This is a genomic window from Methanosarcina mangrovi (genome assembly GCF_052057765.1).
Classification (GTDB): Archaea; Halobacteriota; Methanosarcinia; order Methanosarcinales; family Methanosarcinaceae; genus Methanosarcina.
Genome location: NZ_CP195120.1, coordinates 2,007,518 through 2,028,593, shown reverse-complemented (window position 1 = coordinate 2,028,593; position 21,076 = coordinate 2,007,518). Strand labels below are relative to the sequence as shown.

Below are 21,076 nucleotides of genomic sequence, written 5' to 3'. Positions count from 1 at the left end.
AGTTCTTTACTCAGTTAAGTTATGCCTATTTAAGTTATGCTTATTTAAGTCATTACTCAGTTAAGTTACTACTTAGTCAAGTCATTACCTATTTAAGTTACATACTTTCTTCGTACGTCTTCTTCATAGATCTGGGACTGACCTTATGGATCAATATATATTATGTTGTTAAAGGTATAAAAGGACAGCGATAAAATATTTCTTTCTTTAACAAGTGAGAATTCAGGATAAATGATTATCCTGGGTTGTACGATTTCACCTGAAAAGGATTGGCTAACCTGAAGAGGCTAGCCAGGCTTTTTGCGGTGTTAACACATCCCAAGACCCTTAAGGATCTTCTCTATATCTGCCTTTGATTTCTCTACAAAAACTCCCCTTGTACCCGAAATCATAACTACCCAATCGCCGCCGCTGTACATCCAGTTGTTCTGGGGTACCCAGTTCATTTTGTAGAGCTCCGTGTAAGCACTGGCCAGAGCATCGAACATCATGTTCACGGCTCCGCAGAACTTTGCAGTCATCACAGCCATCACTTTTGGCATCTCAGTCTTTGATTTGTACTCCACAAGCTTTCCATCCGGGCTGAAAATCCCGGCTGCCATTACTCCATCAAACTTCAGAAGTTCGTCTAAAGAAAGGTTACATTCCTTTTCGCTCATACATTTACCCCCACTAAATTCAGTATCCCACTAAATCAGGTATTGTACTGGAGATCTACCCGTGACTGAAATCACGTGCATTGTTCAGTACAAAAATGGTTCCCTTGTTCCTGATTTATACATAAATAAACACAAAAAGATTGATGTAATATTATATAAATATATCAAATTGAAAATGAAAAAAAGAAAGTTAAAAACTTAAATTTTGGTAAAGAAAAGCTTTTCAATCTTACAGTGTACAGAAGATCAATGAAAAAATGGCCATTATCCCTGAGAAACCCTGAGAAAACAGACTCTGAAAAAAGAGCCGATGTAATGGCAGCCCTTGAAAGTATCCCGCAAAAGGGAGAAGCCGGCTCTTTCTGGGAGGACAGAGGAGACAGATACCACTGCGGAGTCGACCTTTATGCCCCCGTAAATACGGGAGTCCTTTCGATTGAAGAAGGGATCGTTTCGGAAACCGGCCTTATGACTTCTCCCGAGGTTCTGCCTTACTGGAACCCCACTTATTACGTGATAATCAAAAACACCTCAGGGAAATTCTGCAAATATGGGGAACTTGCAGAGTGCACCGTGCAAAAAGGAGATCAAACCGGCTCAGGACAGCTGATAGGATTTGTGGGAATGGTCCTCAACTGCGCGAAAATAGATGAATACTCTCCGTCCTATATCCGGAAATTAAAGAACAAAAACCCCAGTATGCTGCATTTTGAACTCTGGAAGGATAAACCCATTACCTCACATAAAGACTATCTCGGAGGAAACTGGTTTTCAGAAGAAAAGCCAGAAAACCTCATAGACCCTGCGGAATATCTGACATCAATAAGGGACTGAATGAAGCACCCTGCCTGAAGTTCACGGTTTCTGCTACGGATTTTTGTGACGGGTTATGCTGTTTTCGTTATAAGGTCAGGAACGAAGCTTAAGAGGATAATAAGTTCCCGGAAGAAAGGCATTTAACTTAAAGATAAATAATCAAGTCTGACTTTAATTAGGAAGTTTAATTAATATTTTTTCAATGTTGTGCTATGTGTTTTAGACCATTTATAACATAAAAGTCTATGCAAAATCGCTGCAAAAATTAATAAATAAACATAGTAACATAATAAAAATATAACTATATTAAAGAATACCTCAAATAAAAATTGACATAATAAATGCACAGTAAGAAATATATTAGTTTATAATCAGGATTTGAACATTGTAACAAAAAATCAAACCTGGTATGGAGATTCATTGCTGCCCCTTTTATATAAAAGAAAGGCAGATTTTTCCGTATGCATGGAGAAGAGGAAAAAGAACTTACAGCTTATTGCGGGCTTTATTGCCCTGACTGTATCCATTTTCAGAATAAACACAGTAAAATCGCGAGGCAACTTAAAGAGGAACTTGAGAATATAGACTTTCAGAGCTATGCCAGCGTAAAAAGTCCTTTTGGTTCGGAGTTTCAGCAGTATGATGCGTTTCTTGCCGTGCTTGAAGCCCTCATGAGCCACTCCTGTTCCGAAGGCTGCAGAACCTCAGGAGGGTGCAGTGCGACTCCCTGCAAGATAATTCAGTGCTGCATGGAAAAAAGCTACGAGGGATGCTGGGAATGCGGGACTTTTGAAACCTGTGATAAATTCGATTCCTTAAAACCTCGCTGTGAAGCTTCGGTAATGCATAATCTTAAAGAAATCAGGGAAAATGGTTTTGAAGGATGGAGCAAGCGCCGCAGGCCTATTTATAACTGGCAGCAGGCATGATGAAGAGAGACCGAAGAAGCAGTCCGAAGAAAGAATGGGGATTTAAAATAATCCTCTGAGACGTAACTACACTTAATGTCTCATCGAATTTACTCGATAAACGAATTTGATGTCTGAAGAATATTTTTGAGGGGTTCGAATGGTAGCTCAAGCCGATAAAACTGCACCGATTCATATAAAAATGGAGGCATTCAAAAATCTTCAAGTAATCAAAGACTATTACCTCGTCCTGGGCGGTGGAAAAATCGGCACCGATTTTCTTAGATACGCCCTGAAAAACAGGTTTCCCTTCGTGCTTATTATCGACAGGGACAAAAACGCACCTGCATCAAGAGAAGCACGGGTTCTTAAAACCAGGAGCGAACTTGTAAATCTCCTGAGGGAAAAAGCTAAAATTCCCCTTCGGGAAAAAGTGACCGAACAACTTCCCGAAATAGAATACGAAAGTATAAAAGAAGATAAAAGAGAAAGTAAAAAAGAAGATAAAAGAGAAAATAAGGAGTCTGAAGCCTACTTTTACGCAATGGACATGCACAGCATCCCTTTTCTCCTAGGCCTAGGTATCCCTGAAAATATCATCCCTGCCGTGCCATGTCATGCAATTGCTTATATGCTTGCAGACATCCTTCAGTTCCCGGTGCGGGAAGCGAAGAATAGAGGTAGCCAGGCAGGTCTTCCTGAAATAGAGATCCCTGAAAAAAATAGTTCAGGGGAGAACAGACCTGTAAATGAACTCCTTATCCTGCCTGAAGATTCAGGGCTCATGTCCTTTTTCAAAACCCTTGAAGCAGTTTTTCCCGAAGATGTAATCGCAGGAAGTTACCCTGAATACGGAATGTTGTTTTTCTCATATGCAAGGGAAGGGGAAATCTGTCCGGATAACTGTCCCGGGCCGCGAGATCGATGCCTGACCTTCGGTAGAGATAAAACGAAAACCATCACCGAATATGCGAGGGAACTCAATAATACCATACCTGGCTGGGTCTTTGAAAGCCACCAGATGAAGCCGGGAATAGGCGGGCTTAAGGGAGTGGAGTTCAAACGGAATATACTGGAAGTCCTGGAATTCGTAAACATGTTTCAGGAAGGCAGAATTAAAAAACCTGAAAAATCCGAAGAAAGAGCTTTTTTCATAGCCACTACCTGCACGTGCCATGGGGTTTTGAACATCTTCTACGTTACCTGAGTTTACTTTTCCGAACCGTCTCACTCCTTCATAATCCGGGTTTTTCAGAAACAAAAGCTACATCTATCAGCATGCCCGATACCTGTAGGGGGATTAAATGGATGCATTTGTGGGCACAAGCGGCTGGTACTATGAGTGGAACAAAAAGAAAAATCTGGACTGGTTTGTGGAAAACTCAGGGCTTAATTCCGTAGAGCTCAACGCAAGTTTTTACAGGTTTCCTTCTCCAAACAACATACTGAACTGGAGCACGAAGGGGGCAGGACTCAGGTGGAGCGTAAAAGTTCACAGGTCCGTAACCCACTGGCGCCGGTTCGGGGAAAGTGCTCTTGGGACCTGGGGAAATTTCAGGGAACTTTTTGAACCTCTGGACCACCTTATTGATTTCTACCTTTTTCAGGCGCCACCGAAGTTCGATGATGCTGAAAAAGTGCTCGGGTTTGCGGAAGAAACAGGACTTGGGGAAAGGTTTGCTCTGGAAATAAGAAATAAAGAATTGCTCGGAAACAATGAGCTGTGTGCGGAACTTCTGGAAAAGGTGACCCTGGTATCCGTAGACTCGCCGGATTACAGGAACCGGATATTTCCAGGAAAAATCATTTATATGAGAATGCACGGAAGAGAAGGCTGGTACAGTTACAATTACACAAAGGAAGAAATTAAAGAAATTGCCCGGAAAATCAATGTATTTGAGCCTGAAAAAGTCTACATTTATTTTAATAACAATCATAACATGCTTGAAAACGCAAGAAAGGCGTTAGAAGTCTTTTCCGAAATGTAAACCCGGCAATTCTGCCTCCAATTTTCAAAAATTACTCGTTTTGAGGGCCGGAAATTCACAGCTTGATGGCTACAGTTTTGATTTCCGTGCCAGGAAGGGAAAAAAATGGACCCTAATTGTTAACCGGCTTCATGAATAAATTATTATATAACGAGATGTATTTAAAGTTTTGATCCAGATATCCCATACAGTCAAAAGTTAAAGGTCTCAAAATAAAATATTAGCTCTTTCTGAGATTGAAGCTGATGGCAAAAAGAGAATTACCTGGAACTCCCTATATATAAAACCAAAGTTGAAAAACAAAGTGGAATATATGTTCTGGAGTAAAGATGATATTGTCGAAAGGTTGAGCAAAATACCTAGAACCCTTGAAGACATTTCAATAGAAGTTTTTGAAGGTGTACCCCCGGCAAACGATTTTTTATGCGAAACAAGCCTTTCGAGAGAATTTTGCACCGATGCGTCCAACAGTTGTGGAAACCCGCAAACAAATATAAGCGTAGCACAGGTAAGTATTGAAAAAGAACTCATGTATCCTTACGTGGATGGTTCTTCTTTGAATGAATTTGCCGTTCATCCCTCGCAGCACCGATTTATACTGCCATATGAGATCCTGGGCTATGAAATAAGAAAGGAATACAGAATCTTTCAACCGGAAGAATTGAAAACAAAGTTTCCTGCAGCTTATGAACAGCTAATGGAAGTAAAACAAAAAACAGGAACCGGAAAGCAGGAACTGGACTCTGTAGAATGTTACCGGCTGGAAAACGAAAGTTTTCTGCAGTATATTAAAACGCCCAAAATAATTATTACCAACCACGACCAGCTTCATGCTTCATACGATGCGACCGGAAGCCATGTTTTTGCAGATGGCATAGGAGTTGTGCTTGGGGATATAACACTCTACCATTATGTCACAGCTGTCCTTAACTCTGCTATAGCAAGGGCTCTACCTGAGATATGGCACCGTGAAAAAATGCAGAAAAATAACCATCTGAACGCAAGAATGCTAAAAAGATTCCCGATTGAGTTCCCCAAAAAAGAAATCACTGAGACTCTTATAAGCACAATCTGCAGGTATCTGATTTATCTCAACAGGCAAAAACAGGCATCAAAGGCTTATCCGATATCTGAGTACCAGAACCTGATTGATTTTTACAAAAGAATTTCAGATCTTCTGATTCTGGATACCTATATCACAGATGACCTTGATCCGAAACTCCTTGCAATCCTTGCGGAAAATATCACAGCACCCAGAGAGGAATTTGAATACAGTAACGACATAAATCTTTTGATAGGACTGCAGGCAATAAAGCAAAATATCCTGGGCTCTGCGGATTTCCGTAAGTGCAGGTTCAACAATGAATTCACCAACATTCTGGCTACCCTGAAAAATAACGGCGTCTGGTAGAAAGAGATAAGGCCTTTTTTCCGGTTCTTAACTTAAAGGATTTTGTTTTTATTCCTTTTCTTTTTCAAACAATTTTTCCTCAAGCAATCATTTCCAGCAGGTTTTTCTTCCAGCAGCTTTTATCCGAAAAATACTCTTTCAGATCCCTTCATCTATTCGGGTCATTTCAGCCGTTTGGATAGATTCAGCCACCCGGAACAATTCAGCTATTTGGATAGATTCAGCCACCGGAACAATTCAGCTATTTGGATAGATTCAGCCATCCGGGCCAATTCAACTATTTGGATAGATTCAACTATCAGGGTCAATTCAGCCATTTATTTCTTTCAGGATTATTCTTTAGTTTTGCAGGAACTTTGGTCTTCCCGAGGCGCCGGAAGGATACATGTCCTGCAACCCTTTTCCCTTGATTCAAGGCTCCTGATTAGCTGCATAAGTATTTGTTTATTTAAGTCCTCTTTTTGTATCACAACCGAAACATTGCTGTTCAACAACTCCATTTCTTCGGCACTCAGGTCTTTTGCAGTGCAGACGATGATGGGGATGTCCACGGTCTCAGGGTCTTTCTTTAGGGTCCTTATAACCTCAAAACCCGATGTTTCCGGCATCATCAGGTCCAGAATTATTGCATCCGGAAGCTCGGTCGAAGCCCTTTCAATTGCTTCCCTTCCTCCATATGCCCGGATGATAATGTAATCTTCTTCTTTAACCTGGGAGACCATGAGTTCAACCATAGCCTCCTGGTCATCCACAATCAGAATTTTTGGCGCCTCTTTTTTCATTTTTTCGTTTAAACGTTCCAGAGTTGAAAGCAGGACTGATTTTTCAACAGGCTTGACAAGATGGTCGAATGCGCCCCAGAGCATGTTACACTCACTCAGGTCGTCTATTGAGAGGACAAGTACAGGAATTCCGGCAGTCTGACTGTTTTTTTTCAGATTTTTAAGCACATCCCATCCATTCATCTCAGGTAGCATGAGGTCAAGAGTTATTACAAAAGGCTTTAATTTCTGAGCAAGGAACAGGGCCTGCTTTCCGCTTGAAGCCTGAACTACTCTGTAGCCGGCTTCCTTTAACGTGAAGATGAGTAGTTCCCGCGACAGCTTATCATCTTCGACAACTATCACAAGAGGCTCGGAACCGTCCGAACCTTCGGGTTCAAAAATCTCGATGAGCTTCTTTTCTTCGTGATTTTCTTTCTGGCCTCCGGTTTCGGGTTTATCTGCTTCCCCTGTTCTGGAAGGGATTTCTGGAACATTTGCTCCATTTATCGCATAGATTTTGGGGCTTTCCACCTTTTCCCCGGCGTTCAGGATTTCTACAGGCACTTCGAAAGCAAAGGTTGACCCCTTCCCGGGTTCGCTCTCAACCCAGATCCTGCCCCCGTGCATCTCTACGAATTTTTTGGATAGAACAAGGCCAAGGCCCGTACCTTCGTATTTGCGGCTCATGACCGAATCAATCTGTTTGAAGGGCTTGAAAAGATGTTTTATCTCATCCTTTGAAATCCCTATGCCCGTATCAGATACGGTAACCCTGATCCCATTTTCGGATCTTGCCCCTGCGACCTCAACCGAGCCGCCTGCGGGAGTGAACTTTATTGCATTGCTCACAAGATTGTACATTATCTGCTTGAAGCGGGTTCTGTCCGCATAGATAAAGAAACCTGATTCCACATTGAAATTCATTGAAATATTTTTCTTTAAAGCAAGAGGGGAGCTTATACTCATGGTATCGGCAAAAATATCGTGAAGAGAGAAAAAGTCAAGTTCAAGATCCATTTTCCCGGCTTCTATCTTGGAAAGGTCAAGGACACTGTTTATGAGCAAAAGCAAGTGTTTTCCGCTATTATAGATATTTCCAAGAAATTTTTTATTAAGTTCGTTAAATTCGCCCGTTTTCCCTCCAAGCATTAACTCCGAAAAACCAATTATGGAAGTAAGAGGGGTACGTAATTCATGACTCATAGTCGCAAGGAATTCACTCATTGCACGGTTTGCCCCTTCAGCTGCGAGCTTTGCCTGCAAAAGTTCTTCCTCAGCCTTTTTACGTTCGGAGAGGTCGATGAAACTTTCAACAAAATACCCTTTTCCTCCAATTGAAACAGGCACAACGTTTCTGAGGATCGGTATGGGTTCCCCTCTGGCTTTGAAAAGCAAACTCTCAGAGAGTTCTCCGGCCGAGTCCAGTGAAGGCGCAGTACAACTTTCTTCCCCTGTCTGGCAGATTAACCGGCTGCAGATCATTCCTATAAGTTCCTTTTCGGAATAATCCGTAGTTTTCAGGGCAACCGGATTTGCATCCACAATTTTTCTGGAGGAAGCTTCGATCAACAGGATACCGCAAAGGGTGTTATCAAGGATGGTTTTGAGCCTTTCCCGATTTTCCTGCTCCAACCTTTCTGCATTTTTCAAGCCTGTAATGTCCTGAGCTACAATCTGAATAATATTATCATTCTTGTCGATAAGGGACAGGCTAACCTCAATATCAACAATTTCCCCTTCAGCTTTCTGGTACCTCATTTCAAAACGAGAAGAAGCCTGTTTGAAGGTTTCCTTAATTGCCTGCCGAAGCTCAGAAAGATACTCAGGAGGAATAAAGGAGATTAGAGAAATGTTAAGTGGCCGCCTCTCCGTGAAACCGAAAATTTCGCAGCCTTTTTTATTTATGTCCAGGACCTTTTTTCCATCCGAAATAATAACAGCATCACTGGACTTCTCAAATAAAGCTCTGTACATCTTATTTTTTTCCCTGAGATCTTCTTCTGTTTCCCTGTAAAGTGTAAGGGTATTTTCAAGTTCCATCCATCTCCTGAGCGAAAATATTCCCATTCCAAAAGAGGTATATATCGAAAGAACAAGCATGAGTCCCAGCCCCTCACGATTGTAATCTTCGACAAACAATACGATAGATTCAAAAAGATTATAATTAGAAGCTACCAGTGTAAATATAAAGCCCAGGAGTAGAAGTAGCATGAGTTCATTAGATTTTTTCACGAACGGCGACTTTGAAATATTTTCCATCCCTTATCCCCCTTAAAGGACCAGAACCTGTGTAAACTCCTCACAATACCTGGCATCCACCCGTGCATGTACATAAAATTGATTTGAATTTGCCGATATCAATGGGCTTTGAGATATAACCGCTGCATCCTGCTCTTAAGAACCTTTCCTCATCTCCCTGCATGACATAATCTGTAATGGCAATTACAGGCGTCTCATGGATTTCAGGAATCTTTTTGATTTTTTTCAGGACCTCAAGCCCGTCAAATCCCTGCAGCTGTATGTCAAGAAGTATGAGATCGAACCTGTTTTCCTTAGCAATTTTGAGAGCTTCAAACCCGTCACTGGCTTCTCTGCTCTCATAGCCAAGAGTAGTAAGAAGGAACCTGATAAGTTCCATAATTACAGGACTATCCTCAACTACAAGTATGCTTTTCATTTCCATGACCTCTCAATCTGCATATATCAAGAGACCTGGCAAAATACAAATGCCCCTGGCAAATTGATGTTTTTTCCGAACCCTGGAATAATATATAGCAGGCTTCTACAGCTCCATGAGCATCTACATGTCCATAAAATGGACTGCGTACTCCTTAACGCGCCAGAGCTAGCAAAGAGTATCTTAGGCAGACTCTTTAAGACGACCGCATAAAGTACCCCGTCGTCTTCCCCAATTCGAAAAACCTACCGGATGGTAAGTTAACTATTTTACTCGTTTTCCCCAGATAATATAGAATTTAATAAAGTTTAAAAGTTAAACAGTAATTGAATTCAATGCATATAAAAACTTTGTTTGTTGCCAAGAAAAAGCCGGATCAGCAGGTAAATGGAACTGGTTTTGTTAAAAAAGAAATGATGTTTCCCAGAAAGCAGGAGAATAATCGGAGAATAACTGGAGAATAACTGGAGAATAGCTGGAGAATAATTGGAGAATAATCAGAGGAAAAAATCCTCTGCCTGATCTGAAGAATGAAGATGTGGAGAGCGGTTGAACTGTTAAACCCATTATAAGATATGAAAATAATCTGAAGAATATATAAATAAAAATTAAGAAGTAAAAGAGAAAATGAAGGAAAAAAGAGAGGGAACAATGGAGGAAAAATGAAAGAGAAATTTAAAAAATAAAGTAAAAATAAAGTAAAAATAAAAGAGAAATTAAAAAAAGAGAAAAAAATGAAAGAGAAATGAGAAAAGGAAGAAAAAAAGAAGAAAAAAGGAAAAGAAAAGGAATTTGAAGCAATATTTGGCCCTCGGAAGTTTTGTTCCTCTGACATTTCCCTTATACTTTTCTGCTATCCTCTCCGTGACCTGCGCAAAATTCTGCATACACAGGATAATGGTCCGAAACGGCGTCCGTTTCTTCAGGTGTCAGGTTATACGCCATGTCGTACCTGAATACCCCTGCATCTCCTGCAAAATGGGACTCGGTATTGTCCGTAACTATAATCCTGTCATAGGTGTAAGTCGTCTTTCCGGTTGTTGTATCCATGCTGTTGCCTATGAGCCAGTGGTATTCTTCCCCACTCATGGAACTTGCCGTATCTTCATCGAAGTAAGAGCCGTCAGCATTCAAGTCACCCATTATTATGAAGTCATCCTCATCCGGAAAGGCATCCCTGGCATAGTCAAGGACTGAGGGCAGGGAATTGATTTCTTCGGTAGCTTCGTCCGGGTCGGTATGAACAACGATTAATGTGAAGCTAAAAGTCCCGTTCAGGTCCTCAAAAGATGCAATGTAAGGCTCTCTTTGGAAAGGGTCCGTACCTTCAGGTTCGGAGTAGGTCAGAGGCTCCCCTACCGGTTTCATTTTTGCAGTGTCATACAGATAAGCATACTGCTCCTTACTCGAAGTCCTTCCAAGCCTTTCGCTGACAACAAAAGAATAGCATTTTCCTTCACTGTTTACAGCCGCGACCAGAGCGGGAAGGGCAGTTTGTGAACTGTCCCTGATTTCCTGTACGGCAACAACATCATAAGTGCAAATAATTTTGGCAAGGATATTCATTACCTCGGGGTTCGAAGCTTTTTTAGTTCCAAAGACCTGGATATTGAAAGCTCCGATCCGTAAAGGTTCGCCGGAAATGTTTCCTGAAGCTGCTGCAGAGGCACTGCCAGTGCCCTCCATATAAGATAGGAAAGAAGAATCTGGCTCACCAGCTGAGATTTCTTCATAGCCATTCTGAACGTCTTCCTCAGGGGAGAGACAAACTGAAAAAAGAACAAAAATTATTGCAGGATATACAAGATAGGATATTATTTTCAAAGAAGTCTTTAAAGCCATGGTCTACCTCTTTCCCGACCGGAGAGCCTGCAGTTTTTCAGAAGTGAAGGGAAAGCTTCCATGCGGATTACGGAGGTAGTTCCATGAGGATTATGGAAGGTCTCCAGGCACATATGGGAAATGCCTTACAGGTTCCGGACAAAGTTGGGCAAAAAGAATTTAAGTTTTCGATAAGAATATTAAAATTTTAAAATTATTTTTTAGATTTGGACATTTGAATACAAAATATTTCTATATTAATCAAATGTATAATATGACAGATAAGAATATATAACCTTGCTAAATCTGGATAGCTCGGATCATTTTTGGTTGTCCCGGCATCCAGAAGGGAAACTTTCAGTTCTCCTATCCACACCGCACAGGATCGGAGCCAGCCTGCCCAAAAAATGAAAAGCCCTTGAGAAAACGACACTGCGATTAAGAGGACTATAACCAAGAAATTCCCCCAGTTGGGGAGAATACGTTCTTAACCCAAAAACCGTTTTTGAACTCAGTTAAAAACAAACGCCTCCGCCATATACTAGCTCTTCGGCCAGCCTGTCTGGCAGCTCTGCAAAAGACAGAAATCCCCTTGAGCGAAGCTTATTGTTAAAATCCGCAAATTATCTGCTCGAGCGCAACTCACTATTATAACCCAAAATTGGCCCTCTTGAGTGAAGTTTCCGATTTTAAGCTGCAAATTAGTCTGCTTGAGCGCAGCGAAACAGACCGCGCACTGCAGAGCCGCAACTCTGCCGAAACAGACCGCGCACTGCAGAGCCGCAACTCTGCCGAAACAGACCTCGTGCTCCAGAGGCGCAATTCGGGCTGCAGAGCCGCAACTCTGCTGGCACAACCAGAAGCAATTGTACTACACTTTTATGCATGTTGTGATGCTAATGTCTATGATGCCTGATGTCTATGATATCCTAATATATCTTGGAGTATCCTATATAGGATCAATCAGGAATATTTCCGGTTCGAAGCTCCGTTAAAAATCTTAATTATTCCACTTTTCATTCAGGAGGGGTAAGTTACGGCTAATTCCAGGAAAGGTTCGGCAAAAGAGGAGATTTTTACTGAAAGCGGCTTTATTGAGAAAGAAGAAAGCAAAGAGAAAAAGAAAGAAGAAAACCACAGGATTCTGCTTGAAGGATATGATAAGAGGCTAAAGAATCTGGATCCTGAACTGCTCACACAGGAAGATGAAATCATCTTAAAAGAAGCCTTCAGGCACGCAAAGGAGGTGCTGGAACCTGAGGAACTGATAAGCTGGTTTATAGGCGCAGCCGAGCCATTCTACAGGTCTGCAACCTGGGAAGTGCTTTTACCCATGTACGAAGAGCTGCTTGGTAGTGCGGAAAGGGAACTCGGCCCGGAAGCCCCCGGGACTGCGGCTGTATTGAACGGGCTTGCAGGGCTTTATCGGTATACCGGAAAACTCGAAGAAGCCCTGAAGTTATACTCACGAGCCCTTACCATCCGGGAAAAAACTTTGAGCTCTGACCGGCCTGAGATCGGAGACACATTCGGTGAACTTGGGATTCTCTACTATGTCATGGATAGGCCGGAAGAAGCCCTTCAGTGTTATAACCGGGCTCTTGAAATTCAAGAAAAGTTTCTGAGTCCTGAGAATCCGGGAGCTGTCAGGACGCTTAACAGGATGGCTCTTTTTTATAAAGGGACGGAAAAACCGGAAAAAGCGGAAGAACTTTTCAACCGCGCCCTCGGGATACTCGAAAAACTTGCGGAAAAGGAGCCTGAGAACAGAAAGATCCCGGCTTATACTGCCGGCACCCTGAACAATCTTGGCGTGCTTCTTTCGGAAATGGGCAAACTTGAGGAAGCCGAGGAAAGATACGGGCAGGCCCTGAAACTCCAGGAAAAGATATACGGAAATGAACACCCGCAGATAGCCCAGACCCTGAACAACCTTGCCCTGCTTTATTTCCAGACAACAAGGTATGAAAAAGCCATGATTCTCTATACGCGCTCTCTTGAAATCATGGAAAAACTGGGAAAAACCGAACATGCCGGCTTTGCCACGACCCTCAACAACCTAGCAGGAGTCTATGTCCAGAAAAACCGCCCTGAAAAAGCCCTTGAACTTTACACTCGAGCCCTTGAAATCCGGGAGCGAGTCCTCGGCCCGGACAATCCCGAAGTTGCCAAGACCTTAAACAACCTCGGCGAACTGCACAGAATCCTCGGCCAGCACAAAAAAGCCCTTCCTCTGTACTCCCGCGCCCTCAAGATCTATGAAAACACACTCGGCCCTACCCACCCCGATGTAGGCACAACCCTGAACAACCTCGCAGGCCTCCATGAAAGCATGGAAGAATATGAAACCGCAATCGACCTCTACGAAAAAGCCCTGGACATAATCGAGAAGGAATACGGGCCCGATCATCCATATTTCAAGATCACGCGAAATAACTTGCTGGGGCTGTACGAAAAAATGGAGAGGAGCTGGAGGAGCTGAATTTTTAAAAAATCAAAAAGAGGACAGAAAAACGAATAACCGGGATAAAAATCGAAGATGACGAAAAAGATTAAGAAAAAAGGATTAACAGGAAAAAATCGACAAGAGAAGAATTCGGAAGATAAGGACAAGGAAAAAGAGAAGGATAAAAAGAAATTTATCGAAAAAGATTACAGAACCAACTCTATTACAGGATCGGCCGATTACGGGACCAGCTGTATTACTGGATCAGCCGATTACAGAACCAGCTGTATTACAGGATCAGCCGATTACAGGACCAACCTATTACAGGACCAACCTATTACAGGACCAACCTATTACAGGACCAACCTATTACAGGACCACTTGTATTGCATTTATGCTTGGTGTTTCCTTAACTACTGTTTTCCTGCAATGAACTCCTCAATCATGCGGTATGCCTCATCGTCCGGATACTGCTTTGGAGGGTGTTTCATGAAATATGCGGATGGCTGATAAAGAATTCCGCCTTTTCCCCTATCAAGTGCAAGTTTGCAGCATCTGATAGCATCAATTACGACCCCGGCAGAATTTGGAGAGTCTTCTACCGAAAGCCTCAATTCAAGGTTCATGGGCACATCCCCGAAAATTTTTCCTTCCATCCGGAGGAAGCAGACTTTGTTGTCTTTCTGCCAGGAAACATAGTCACTCGGACCAACATGAATATTTCCGTTTTCAAGCCTCTCGGCAAGCACGGACTGTACGGCTTCGGTCTTCGAGATTTTTTTGGATGCAAGCCGTTCCCGGTTCAGCATATTAAGGAAATCGGTATTTCCACCGGTGTTAAGCTGGTATGTCCTTTCCAGCTTTACTCCCCTTTTCCTGAAAAGGTCGGCAAGAGTCCTGTGGACTATGGTCGCTCCGAGCTGGGACTTGATGTCATCGCCGATGATCGGAAGCTGCTTTTCTTCAAAGCGTTTTGCCCATTCAGGGTTGCTCGCGATAAAAACAGGCATATTGTTGATGAAGGCACAGCCGGCTTCAAGGGCACATTCTGCATAGAACCGGGCAGCCTCTTCGGAACCTACAGGCATGTAATTTACAAGAATCTCGGCTCCTGAATTCTTCAGGATGCTCACTATGTCCTCTTTTGTCGCCCCTCCTCCTTCCACAGGCAGAAACCTGCACTCCTCGGGATAATTGAAAAGATGCTCGGAACAGCCGTCCAGAACTCTGCCCACGCTTACCTCAATACCTGTCCTCGGTAAATCGGGACAGAAAGCAGTTGTGCAGTTTGGAGGAGAGAAAATTGCTTCGGATACGTCCTTTCCAATCTTCCTCCGGTCAATATCAAAAGCTGCTGCCACGGCAATGTCATACGGAAAGTAGCCTCCTATATCCTGATGCATCAGGCCGATTGCATCTGCATCCTCATTTTTTCTGTAATACTCAATCCCCTGCAGAAGTGAACTTGCACAGTTTCCAACCCCTGCAATGGCAATTTTGATCCTGTCTTTACCTGCCATTGAAACCCCCCAAATAAATTCAAAATAGTATCGGATAGTTTTACCCATTCATATTTATCAGTCTATCTTTATTCCCCGGTTATCCTTCTTTCTCAGTTGTCTTTACTCCCCAGTTATCTTTATTCCGGTTACTTTCATTTCCCGATTACCCAATTTCCAGGATCTCTTAATTCCGAGGATCTCTTAATTCCTCAGTCTCCCATTTATCCGCAGTTCCCAAAGCCAATCGCCGGAGTGTACCCCCTATCCAGGAGAAGGAATGAAAACTGTGATGCCTCTTATCTTATGCAGAAAATAGTATAAAAAACATTTTACAAAAAAATAAATTAATGTAACACTGTATCTCCAGCTTTCCAGCCAGCTTTCACCGATTCTATGAGGTCGTCAAGCCTTTATACAGGTTTACAGGTTTAGCCAGAGCACCAGCAGGAGATGAACTCCAACAAACCCCGGCACAAGATATCTAAAAATGGGTTTCTGGGTCTTATGTCTGAACTGCATCATTCCGAGCCAGGCACCGATCGGTCCGAAAAGGGAAATAGTCAGAAGGGTCTTTTCAGGAACCCGCCAAATTTTCTTTCTTGCTTTAGATTTATCCAGCCCGTACAGGGCAAATGAAACTGCATTAAGCGCAGCGTAAATAAAGAGAAAAATAATATATACAGTCTCTACCATGGGAAAGAATTCTCCGTAATAATAATTAAAGGCTGTGATTAATTAGAGACTGTGATTCAAGGGCTGAGTAATTAAGGGATGCGAGGATTTACAGGAAACAGTTTCATACTCACTTCATCTTATCCTGCCTCATCGCATTGCTTCATCTCATCTTGCTTCATCACATTGCTTCATCGCATGAAACAGTTTCGTCCTTAATTCATTGCATTTATCTCAGATATATTAAAGCTATCATCTCATATTTATGTCAGAAGCTCTGTTAGAAACATTTATGTCAAAAGCTCTGTTAGAAAATGCAAAATAAGATGAAAACGGATATTCGTGTTCAGGGGATTGTAAATGGAGATAAACGGACAGGAAGGTTTACAGATGCCGGAAAATAAGGATAAAAACTATAAAATCCTGGTTTCGTCTCCACCCTTTGTCCTGAAGGCAGGCCGTTACCTTCCAACCCTTATTTTTCTGGGGCTGGCTGTTCACCTGATCCTTCCACAGCTTGCTTCGGTTGAATCGTCCCTTCAGGTTATCCGGACGATGGCTTTATGGGCCGTACTGCTCGCTGCTGTTGCCGAGATTATAAGTTACATAGGATATGGGTACCTCATAAATTCGGTTCTGGCAATAGTTGACCAGCAACTCTCCGTCTTAAAGGGAGCTGGCATAACTCTCGCTGCAGCCAGCATGGGGATGCTTGCAGGAGGTACTTTAGGAAATGCAGCAGCTACTTACAGCTGGGTACGAAAATCCGGAGTAAGCGCTGAGGGTTCAGGGCTTGCAGGTACGCTGCCCACCATATTCAATAACGCAATTTTAACGTTACTGGCAGCCGCCGGAATAGTCCACCTGCTCTTAGTTCACGAACTCTCCACCATACAGTTTTATGCCTTTCTCCTGATTCTTGGCATATTGAGTCTGGGAGTTGCAGCAGTAAGCTGGGGAAAAAGCCACAGATCCAGATTTACAGCCGTAGCTCTAAGAATCTCGGCCTCATTTGCAGGACTTCGACACAAGCCTTACATCCCGACATCAACCGAGAATTCGGTAAACAGGCTCTTTGCAGCCCTTGATATACTCCATGAAGGAGGCTGGCAGTTCCCGGCACTGCTGGCAGCCTTTTCAATCGGTTTTGATGCGCTGACCCTTTACTTGTTTTTTATAGCCGCAGGGCATCCGGTAGGGCTCGAAGTTCTGCTTATAGGATACGGGCTTCCCCTGCTCTTCGGAAAAATGGCTTTTGTAATTCCCGGAGGAGTCGGAGTTGTCGAGAGCACGATGATTGCCCTTTATACCGGGCTTGGAGTGCCGGGGTCGTTAGCTGTCGTTGTCGTACTCGGCTACAGGGTGTTTTCTTTCTGGATTCCTACGCTGGTCGGTTTTCCTATCGCTTTTTATCTGCAGAGGACATGAAGTTAAGATAGAATATGAAGTAAAATAGAATGTAAAATTAATTTTCAGCATCGTAGCATCGTTATACTTCCAGGCTGCGGAGAATTTTGGAGGAAACTGCCATTCCCATGCAGGTGTCCAGTGTTGTCGAGGACATCAGCCCTATCACTTTCCCTCCCTGCACGATAGGAGAGCCGCTATCCTCCGGCTCCGGCATATCATGGCACTGGAAGCCCAGGAAAAGCAGTGAAGCTCCCGAATTAACCACCCTGCAGTAACGTATGACACGTGTATCGTTAATAAGCTCAGCCAGCCCCAGCTCGTCCGGGCTGCCAAATTCGGTAATTTCAACCTCGCTGTCAGGGGGGAGCTCTATCAGGGCTAAGTTATGGTCTTTCAACGTTCTGGTGACAACAAGTTTCATTCCATTAACTGTCAGATGGTCACCTTCCCCCCTGAATATATGGGAAACCGTGACCATGTAAAGTATCCCTTTGAGCGAGATTACAGCGCCGATAGTACCGCGTTTTCCATTGTGAAAAAAAGAACTGCCTGCTTTTATCATGAGCTTTAACCAACCTGCCAGTTTCTCCCGGGTGTGGTTTATGTTATTTTTGGGGTTTATGTTTAGCCGGGTTTCATTTATATTTCACACTTAGCTTCATATATTAACCGGGGGTTGAGAAGATTCTTTAACGCTTCCCCTTAATCCGGGGATTATCCTGTGAACCCGTTTCCGATACTCTCTGTATTCGTCACCGAACTGCGCCACCAGCCTTGTCTCCCAGTGAAGAGACCCCAGATAAAAGTATATGGTAGTCAAAACGTATATGAGGAACAGATTGACGGTCATAAAGGGAGTGAGCCAGATCATGACCAGCCCCGAGAGCAGGAATGGATCCCTTACCCACCGGTAAACGCCCCGGATCTTCAGGGAATCTGCTTCGGAAGCCCGCGGGCTGGACAGCTGAGAGCGTATTTTGAACCGATGCGGAGCATCCCGAAAAGCCATGGGGGCAAGCATTCCGGCAATTAACTGCCCTCCGACCATTAGCCAGCGCCAGGGAGAGGGTATTTTGTAGAGGACCCGCCCCGGATTTTTGTAGAGCTGATAGACAAGCGGCAATATCGTCAGCACCGCAATGAGGCTGTATGCCGGCAGATAGAGCGTTTCTGCTCTGGGACCGGCAACTCTCATGACCAGGCGTTTGAAGGGCAGGCTCGCAGTCAGGCTGTGAATAACTGCAAATGCAACCAGAGAAAAAACAGCAGTAATTTTGGAAGAAACCAATTCCAGCAGTCCCCCTTATTTTATTAATATAGCTTATATTTCCACGCCAGTATGAAAAGTTTACTTATAGTGACTTAAAAATATTAGAAGTGCAGGGAATTGCAGGCAATTGATGTGAAAGAGAATTGATGTGAACGAGAATATTTGATAAACTAGAGTTGGTCAAACCCTCAGGATGAAATTAAAAATAAAGTTTTCAATTCAAATTTTTCTCCCGCAGTTATAACAACTGCCTTTATGAACACAGATTATGCTTCCGCATTCGGTGCACGTCCATCTTATTTTTTCATTTTTTAGAAATTCCTCTATACCAATTTTTTTAATGTTTTCAAGGTTTTCAATCATACTCATATCGTATCTGGTACGATACCTTTTATCCAGATGCTTCAAATTTTTGCAAGGAAAATTTTCACATTCAAAACAAAATGTTAATTTGTTTTCTGTTAAAGCTTCACATGTTTTTATTTTGCATACAACTCGAGTAACAGGTTTTTTAGCGTCAATTCTACAGCCGGGACATTTGTTTTTCTTTCTTAAGTAAGCCGTGCAAATGCAACAATTCATTCCGCAGGGAGCAATGAGTAGAGCTTCGTTCAACAATATCATACTCCTGGATCTTACTCCTTCCTGGATCTTACTCCTTCCTGGATCTTACTCCTTTTATACTACGTGTATCTATTTAGATAGTAATGCTCATAAAGTTTGAGTGCACACCGACCTTAACGTAAATCCGACTTTTACTGTCAATGAATGGCAAAAATAGGATTACCGGCTCAAGAATATTTATTTTGCATTAAAAAAATAATATACATCGTGATGTATATTTTTGGAAAATTTTTCAGGTCCTATGCAGTTTTCGGTGTTAGACTCCTCAAAAAATTGGTGTATAAAGTTGGGAGGCTAAAGGTGAGGAGTTTTTTTGGAGGATATTTGTTGGGAGGTAATAATTACAGAGATTACATACAAACACGATGTACAAAAATTGGAATGGTAAGTAGATTTTTGACTTTTTAAAATTTATTTAATAATAATCTTATGCTTTAATAATAAGTGTCTTATGAACCCACAACCTTCCATTATAACCAGTGCACCTGATAGTCAGGCAACTAATATAATAACCGGTCTTTGCATACTTGTGTACCGGATTTTTTAGTTGTGGAGTAATTTTTGTTCCTTCGAGATATTGTCCATCTCCGAAGTCCCATCTGATATATGTCTCTGTACCTTTTGACAGGTCCTTGAATTGTACTAATCGCGGATCGGTAGTTGAAGCGGCTACCGCCGTATAATCAATGGAATTACCTCCACCGGTTAGACGGGCTGTCGCTGGAGGAGTTCCTGCACCAAGGGGGGTCGCGTATATAGTAAGTGATGCAGAGGCTGCTGAAGACAATAAAGTCAACATCATCAATATGGTGAAAACAGATAATGTTATTTTCCACATAAACTTTCTATTATTTTTCATTATACTTCCTCTTGTTTTTTTACTTCGTTTGATCCGGGAACATCCGTAATCAAAAATAACAGAGTAAATTTACTCAAAGACTACAGGATAAAATAATATATAAACATACTTATTTTCAGGAAATTAAATAAAAAACAAGAGGAGAGTTTAAAGCTTTATGATGCTTTATTTTATTACATAAAACATTATAACATTACAAATTCATTTAATAAAGTTCTCAATTGTCACAATCTAAAAAATGAGGATTGTGAGAAGGTTAAGGAGAAAGCTATATAGTACTATATCTTAAGAAGATCCTTTTATCACTACGGAAGTGTGAAGGGTCACGCATGCTCCGTCCTTTAAGCAGGGGATGAAGCGGAACCTCGCCTCATATTGGTTTTCATTAAATCTCTAAATTGTAGCTTCTTTGTAAAATAATAAGGATTGGAATAGAAAACCGAAAGCAGAGCTTTAGTCACTTAAATAGGGAAACCTTGTTAAACGGATACTAAGCTATTACCCAGAAACCGGGCAGGCGTCCCGAAGCATACCCCATCCTTTAGGGTGGCCGCCTGAAAGAACAAATGCATAGTTATAAAAAAGTTGGTTTTTTCACATAAATCATGCCGCAAAACCACGAAAATGAATACTAAAAATAGCTAAAATAACAACGTGATAAGTAGGAAGGTTGCTGTCGAAAAAATGATAGAGGCAAAGTGTTTTACATATAAAAATATTTTAGATTTGGAGTTTGAACAAGATCATCCCGCAAAAAAGCTGTTTTGCGATAATAACAAAAGTTCATTGACGAGTTCGTACACGTTCTGTTTAAATCCTTGTTTTGCTGATAGCTGTTTTGCAATTTTTAGCTAAAGAAAAGCCATTTAATTTCTATATATACGTTGGCAAGCACAAGGGTGATCAGAACTATCAAAGGCCAGCCTCGATAGTATTTCATGTCTGGTTTAAGTTCCTTATCCCAATCATCTTCATTTCTTTTAATATATTTTCCTCCTTTGTTTTTTATTGTTTCAATCCTTGTTTGCTGAAAGCTGTTTTGCAATAGGGTTTCAAAAAGCCCTATTTTGCTTTTGTTTTCAAAATAGAGCAATTTATAAGCAGATATTTTTTGACATTTTCCGCTGATTTCACTATTACACTGGGATATATAAATAGCAGCTACATATAAATATTTCGAAAATGAACTGACTGACGTTGATATTATATTTTTCTAATGTATGTAGTTGTATATTAAAGTTAATTTCTT

At 42.0% G+C, this 21,076-nt stretch carries 21 protein-coding genes; 10 read left to right on the top strand and 11 right to left on the bottom strand.

Annotated elements, in window-relative coordinates; all coding sequences use genetic code 11:
* Positions 1-308: 308 nt before the first annotated feature.
* Positions 309-659 (bottom strand): DUF2173 family protein, encoded by a 351-nt coding sequence (locus ACSAZL_RS09215; RefSeq protein ID WP_440948382.1) that lies wholly within the window; start codon positions 657-659, stop codon positions 309-311.
* A 249-nt stretch (positions 660-908) separates the two neighbouring features.
* Between ACSAZL_RS09215 and ACSAZL_RS09210 the strand changes: the two genes are divergently transcribed.
* From ACSAZL_RS09210 to ACSAZL_RS09190, 5 genes are all read left to right on the top strand, one after another.
* A complete protein-coding gene (locus ACSAZL_RS09210; RefSeq protein WP_440948381.1) occupies positions 909-1,493 on the top strand; it encodes a M23 family metallopeptidase in 585 nt (194 codons plus the stop codon).
* A 443-nt stretch (positions 1,494-1,936) separates the two neighbouring features.
* Positions 1,937-2,404 carry a DUF3795 domain-containing protein gene (locus tag ACSAZL_RS09205; protein ID WP_440948380.1) on the top strand — a complete coding sequence of 156 codons (468 nt, stop codon included), beginning with the start codon at positions 1,937-1,939 and terminating at the stop codon, positions 2,402-2,404.
* 139 nt (positions 2,405-2,543) lie between these two features.
* Entirely contained in the window at positions 2,544-3,590 is a 1,047-nt protein-coding gene (locus tag ACSAZL_RS09200) for a hypothetical protein (RefSeq protein WP_440948379.1), read from the top strand.
* Positions 3,591-3,687: 97 nt separating this feature from the next.
* Positions 3,688-4,371 (top strand): DUF72 domain-containing protein, encoded by a 684-nt coding sequence (locus tag ACSAZL_RS09195; protein WP_440948378.1) that lies wholly within the window; start codon positions 3,688-3,690, stop codon positions 4,369-4,371.
* Between the two features lie 346 nt (positions 4,372-4,717).
* Positions 4,718-5,782, top strand: coding sequence for a hypothetical protein (locus ACSAZL_RS09190; RefSeq protein WP_440948377.1), 1,065 nt, complete (start codon positions 4,718-4,720; stop codon positions 5,780-5,782).
* 332 nt (positions 5,783-6,114) lie between these two features.
* On the opposite strand, the gene ACSAZL_RS09185 is transcribed toward ACSAZL_RS09190, so the two are convergent.
* On the bottom strand, positions 6,115-8,805 hold the full coding sequence (locus ACSAZL_RS09185) for a response regulator (protein WP_440948376.1): 2,691 nt from the start codon (positions 8,803-8,805) through the stop codon (positions 6,115-6,117).
* A gap of 40 nt (positions 8,806-8,845) precedes the next feature.
* A complete protein-coding gene (locus ACSAZL_RS09180) occupies positions 8,846-9,223 on the bottom strand; it encodes a response regulator (protein ID WP_440948375.1) in 378 nt (125 codons plus the stop codon).
* A 335-nt stretch (positions 9,224-9,558) separates the two neighbouring features.
* On the opposite strand from ACSAZL_RS09180, the gene ACSAZL_RS09175 reads away from it, so the two are divergent.
* Complete coding sequence (locus ACSAZL_RS09175; protein WP_440948374.1) at positions 9,559-9,687, top strand: hypothetical protein; 129 nt, start codon at positions 9,559-9,561, stop codon at positions 9,685-9,687.
* A gap of 376 nt (positions 9,688-10,063) precedes the next feature.
* Here the strand turns inward: ACSAZL_RS09175 and ACSAZL_RS09170 are convergent, their stop codons facing one another.
* Positions 10,064-11,065, bottom strand: coding sequence for an endonuclease/exonuclease/phosphatase family protein (locus ACSAZL_RS09170; protein ID WP_440948373.1), 1,002 nt, complete (start codon positions 11,063-11,065; stop codon positions 10,064-10,066).
* Positions 11,066-11,714: 649 nt separating this feature from the next.
* On the opposite strand from ACSAZL_RS09170, the gene ACSAZL_RS09165 reads away from it, so the two are divergent.
* Complete coding sequence (locus tag ACSAZL_RS09165; RefSeq protein WP_440948372.1) at positions 11,715-11,960, top strand: hypothetical protein; 246 nt, start codon at positions 11,715-11,717, stop codon at positions 11,958-11,960.
* Between the two features lie 330 nt (positions 11,961-12,290).
* Positions 12,291-13,526: a tetratricopeptide repeat protein gene (locus ACSAZL_RS09160; protein WP_440948371.1), complete on the top strand. Its 1,236-nt coding sequence runs from the start codon at positions 12,291-12,293 to the stop codon at positions 13,524-13,526.
* A gap of 377 nt (positions 13,527-13,903) precedes the next feature.
* Here the strand turns inward: ACSAZL_RS09160 and ACSAZL_RS09155 are convergent, their stop codons facing one another.
* Positions 13,904-15,010, bottom strand: coding sequence for an inositol-3-phosphate synthase (locus ACSAZL_RS09155; protein WP_440948370.1), 1,107 nt, complete (start codon positions 15,008-15,010; stop codon positions 13,904-13,906).
* 402 nt (positions 15,011-15,412) lie between these two features.
* Entirely contained in the window at positions 15,413-15,685 is a 273-nt protein-coding gene (locus ACSAZL_RS09150; RefSeq protein WP_440948369.1) for a DUF1294 domain-containing protein, read from the bottom strand.
* Positions 15,686-16,024: 339 nt separating this feature from the next.
* On the opposite strand from ACSAZL_RS09150, the gene ACSAZL_RS09145 reads away from it, so the two are divergent.
* Positions 16,025-17,092 carry a lysylphosphatidylglycerol synthase transmembrane domain-containing protein gene (locus tag ACSAZL_RS09145; protein ID WP_440948368.1) on the top strand — a complete coding sequence of 356 codons (1,068 nt, stop codon included), beginning with the start codon at positions 16,025-16,027 and terminating at the stop codon, positions 17,090-17,092.
* 61 nt (positions 17,093-17,153) lie between these two features.
* Here ACSAZL_RS09145 and ACSAZL_RS09140 read toward each other — a convergent pair whose 3' ends face one another.
* The 3 genes from ACSAZL_RS09140 to ACSAZL_RS09130 all read right to left on the bottom strand — a co-directional run bounded on the left by ACSAZL_RS09140 (position 17,154) and on the right by ACSAZL_RS09130 (position 18,968).
* Positions 17,154-17,636, bottom strand: coding sequence for a serine protease (locus ACSAZL_RS09140; RefSeq protein ID WP_440948367.1), 483 nt, complete (start codon positions 17,634-17,636; stop codon positions 17,154-17,156).
* Positions 17,637-17,732: 96 nt separating this feature from the next.
* Positions 17,733-18,362, bottom strand: coding sequence for a methyltransferase family protein (locus ACSAZL_RS09135; RefSeq protein WP_440948366.1), 630 nt, complete (start codon positions 18,360-18,362; stop codon positions 17,733-17,735).
* 201 nt (positions 18,363-18,563) lie between these two features.
* Entirely contained in the window at positions 18,564-18,968 is a 405-nt protein-coding gene (locus tag ACSAZL_RS09130; protein WP_440948365.1) for a DUF3795 domain-containing protein, read from the bottom strand.
* A gap of 144 nt (positions 18,969-19,112) precedes the next feature.
* Here ACSAZL_RS09130 and ACSAZL_RS09125 point away from each other — a divergent pair, with 144 nt between their 5' ends.
* Entirely contained in the window at positions 19,113-19,376 is a 264-nt protein-coding gene (locus tag ACSAZL_RS09125) for a hypothetical protein (RefSeq protein ID WP_440948364.1), read from the top strand.
* Positions 19,377-19,395: 19 nt separating this feature from the next.
* Here the strand turns inward: ACSAZL_RS09125 and ACSAZL_RS09120 are convergent, their stop codons facing one another.
* Both ACSAZL_RS09120 and ACSAZL_RS09115 read right to left on the bottom strand, forming a co-directional pair.
* Complete coding sequence (locus tag ACSAZL_RS09120; protein WP_440948363.1) at positions 19,396-19,827, bottom strand: PKD domain-containing protein; 432 nt, start codon at positions 19,825-19,827, stop codon at positions 19,396-19,398.
* Between the two features lie 847 nt (positions 19,828-20,674).
* Entirely contained in the window at positions 20,675-20,920 is a 246-nt protein-coding gene (locus tag ACSAZL_RS09115) for a hypothetical protein (protein WP_440948362.1), read from the bottom strand.
* Between the last annotated feature and the right edge of the window lie 156 nt (positions 20,921-21,076).

Coding starts and splice junctions, on each gene's coding strand:
- ACSAZL_RS09185 (WP_440948376.1), bottom strand. CDS start 8,805: ATGGAAAATATTTCAAAGTCGCCGTTCGTGAAAAAATCTAATGAACTC.
- ACSAZL_RS09215 (WP_440948382.1), bottom strand. CDS start 659: ATGAGCGAAAAGGAATGTAACCTTTCTTTAGACGAACTTCTGAAGTTT.
- ACSAZL_RS09150 (WP_440948369.1), bottom strand. CDS start 15,685: ATGGTAGAGACTGTATATATTATTTTTCTCTTTATTTACGCTGCGCTT.
- ACSAZL_RS09120 (WP_440948363.1), bottom strand. CDS start 19,827: ATGAAAAATAATAGAAAGTTTATGTGGAAAATAACATTATCTGTTTTC.
- ACSAZL_RS09175 (WP_440948374.1), top strand. CDS start 9,559: ATGCATATAAAAACTTTGTTTGTTGCCAAGAAAAAGCCGGATCAGCAG.
- ACSAZL_RS09210 (WP_440948381.1), top strand. CDS start 909: ATGAAAAAATGGCCATTATCCCTGAGAAACCCTGAGAAAACAGACTCT.
- ACSAZL_RS09155 (WP_440948370.1), bottom strand. CDS start 15,010: ATGGCAGGTAAAGACAGGATCAAAATTGCCATTGCAGGGGTTGGAAAC.
- ACSAZL_RS09145 (WP_440948368.1), top strand. CDS start 16,025: ATGGAGATAAACGGACAGGAAGGTTTACAGATGCCGGAAAATAAGGAT.
- ACSAZL_RS09195 (WP_440948378.1), top strand. CDS start 3,688: ATGGATGCATTTGTGGGCACAAGCGGCTGGTACTATGAGTGGAACAAA.
- ACSAZL_RS09130 (WP_440948365.1), bottom strand. CDS start 18,968: ATGATATTGTTGAACGAAGCTCTACTCATTGCTCCCTGCGGAATGAAT.
- ACSAZL_RS09125 (WP_440948364.1), top strand. CDS start 19,113: ATGGCAAAAATAGGATTACCGGCTCAAGAATATTTATTTTGCATTAAA.
- ACSAZL_RS09170 (WP_440948373.1), bottom strand. CDS start 11,065: ATGGCTTTAAAGACTTCTTTGAAAATAATATCCTATCTTGTATATCCT.
- ACSAZL_RS09200 (WP_440948379.1), top strand. CDS start 2,544: ATGGTAGCTCAAGCCGATAAAACTGCACCGATTCATATAAAAATGGAG.
- ACSAZL_RS09140 (WP_440948367.1), bottom strand. CDS start 17,636: ATGATAAAAGCAGGCAGTTCTTTTTTTCACAATGGAAAACGCGGTACT.
- ACSAZL_RS09205 (WP_440948380.1), top strand. CDS start 1,937: ATGCATGGAGAAGAGGAAAAAGAACTTACAGCTTATTGCGGGCTTTAT.
- ACSAZL_RS09180 (WP_440948375.1), bottom strand. CDS start 9,223: ATGAAAAGCATACTTGTAGTTGAGGATAGTCCTGTAATTATGGAACTT.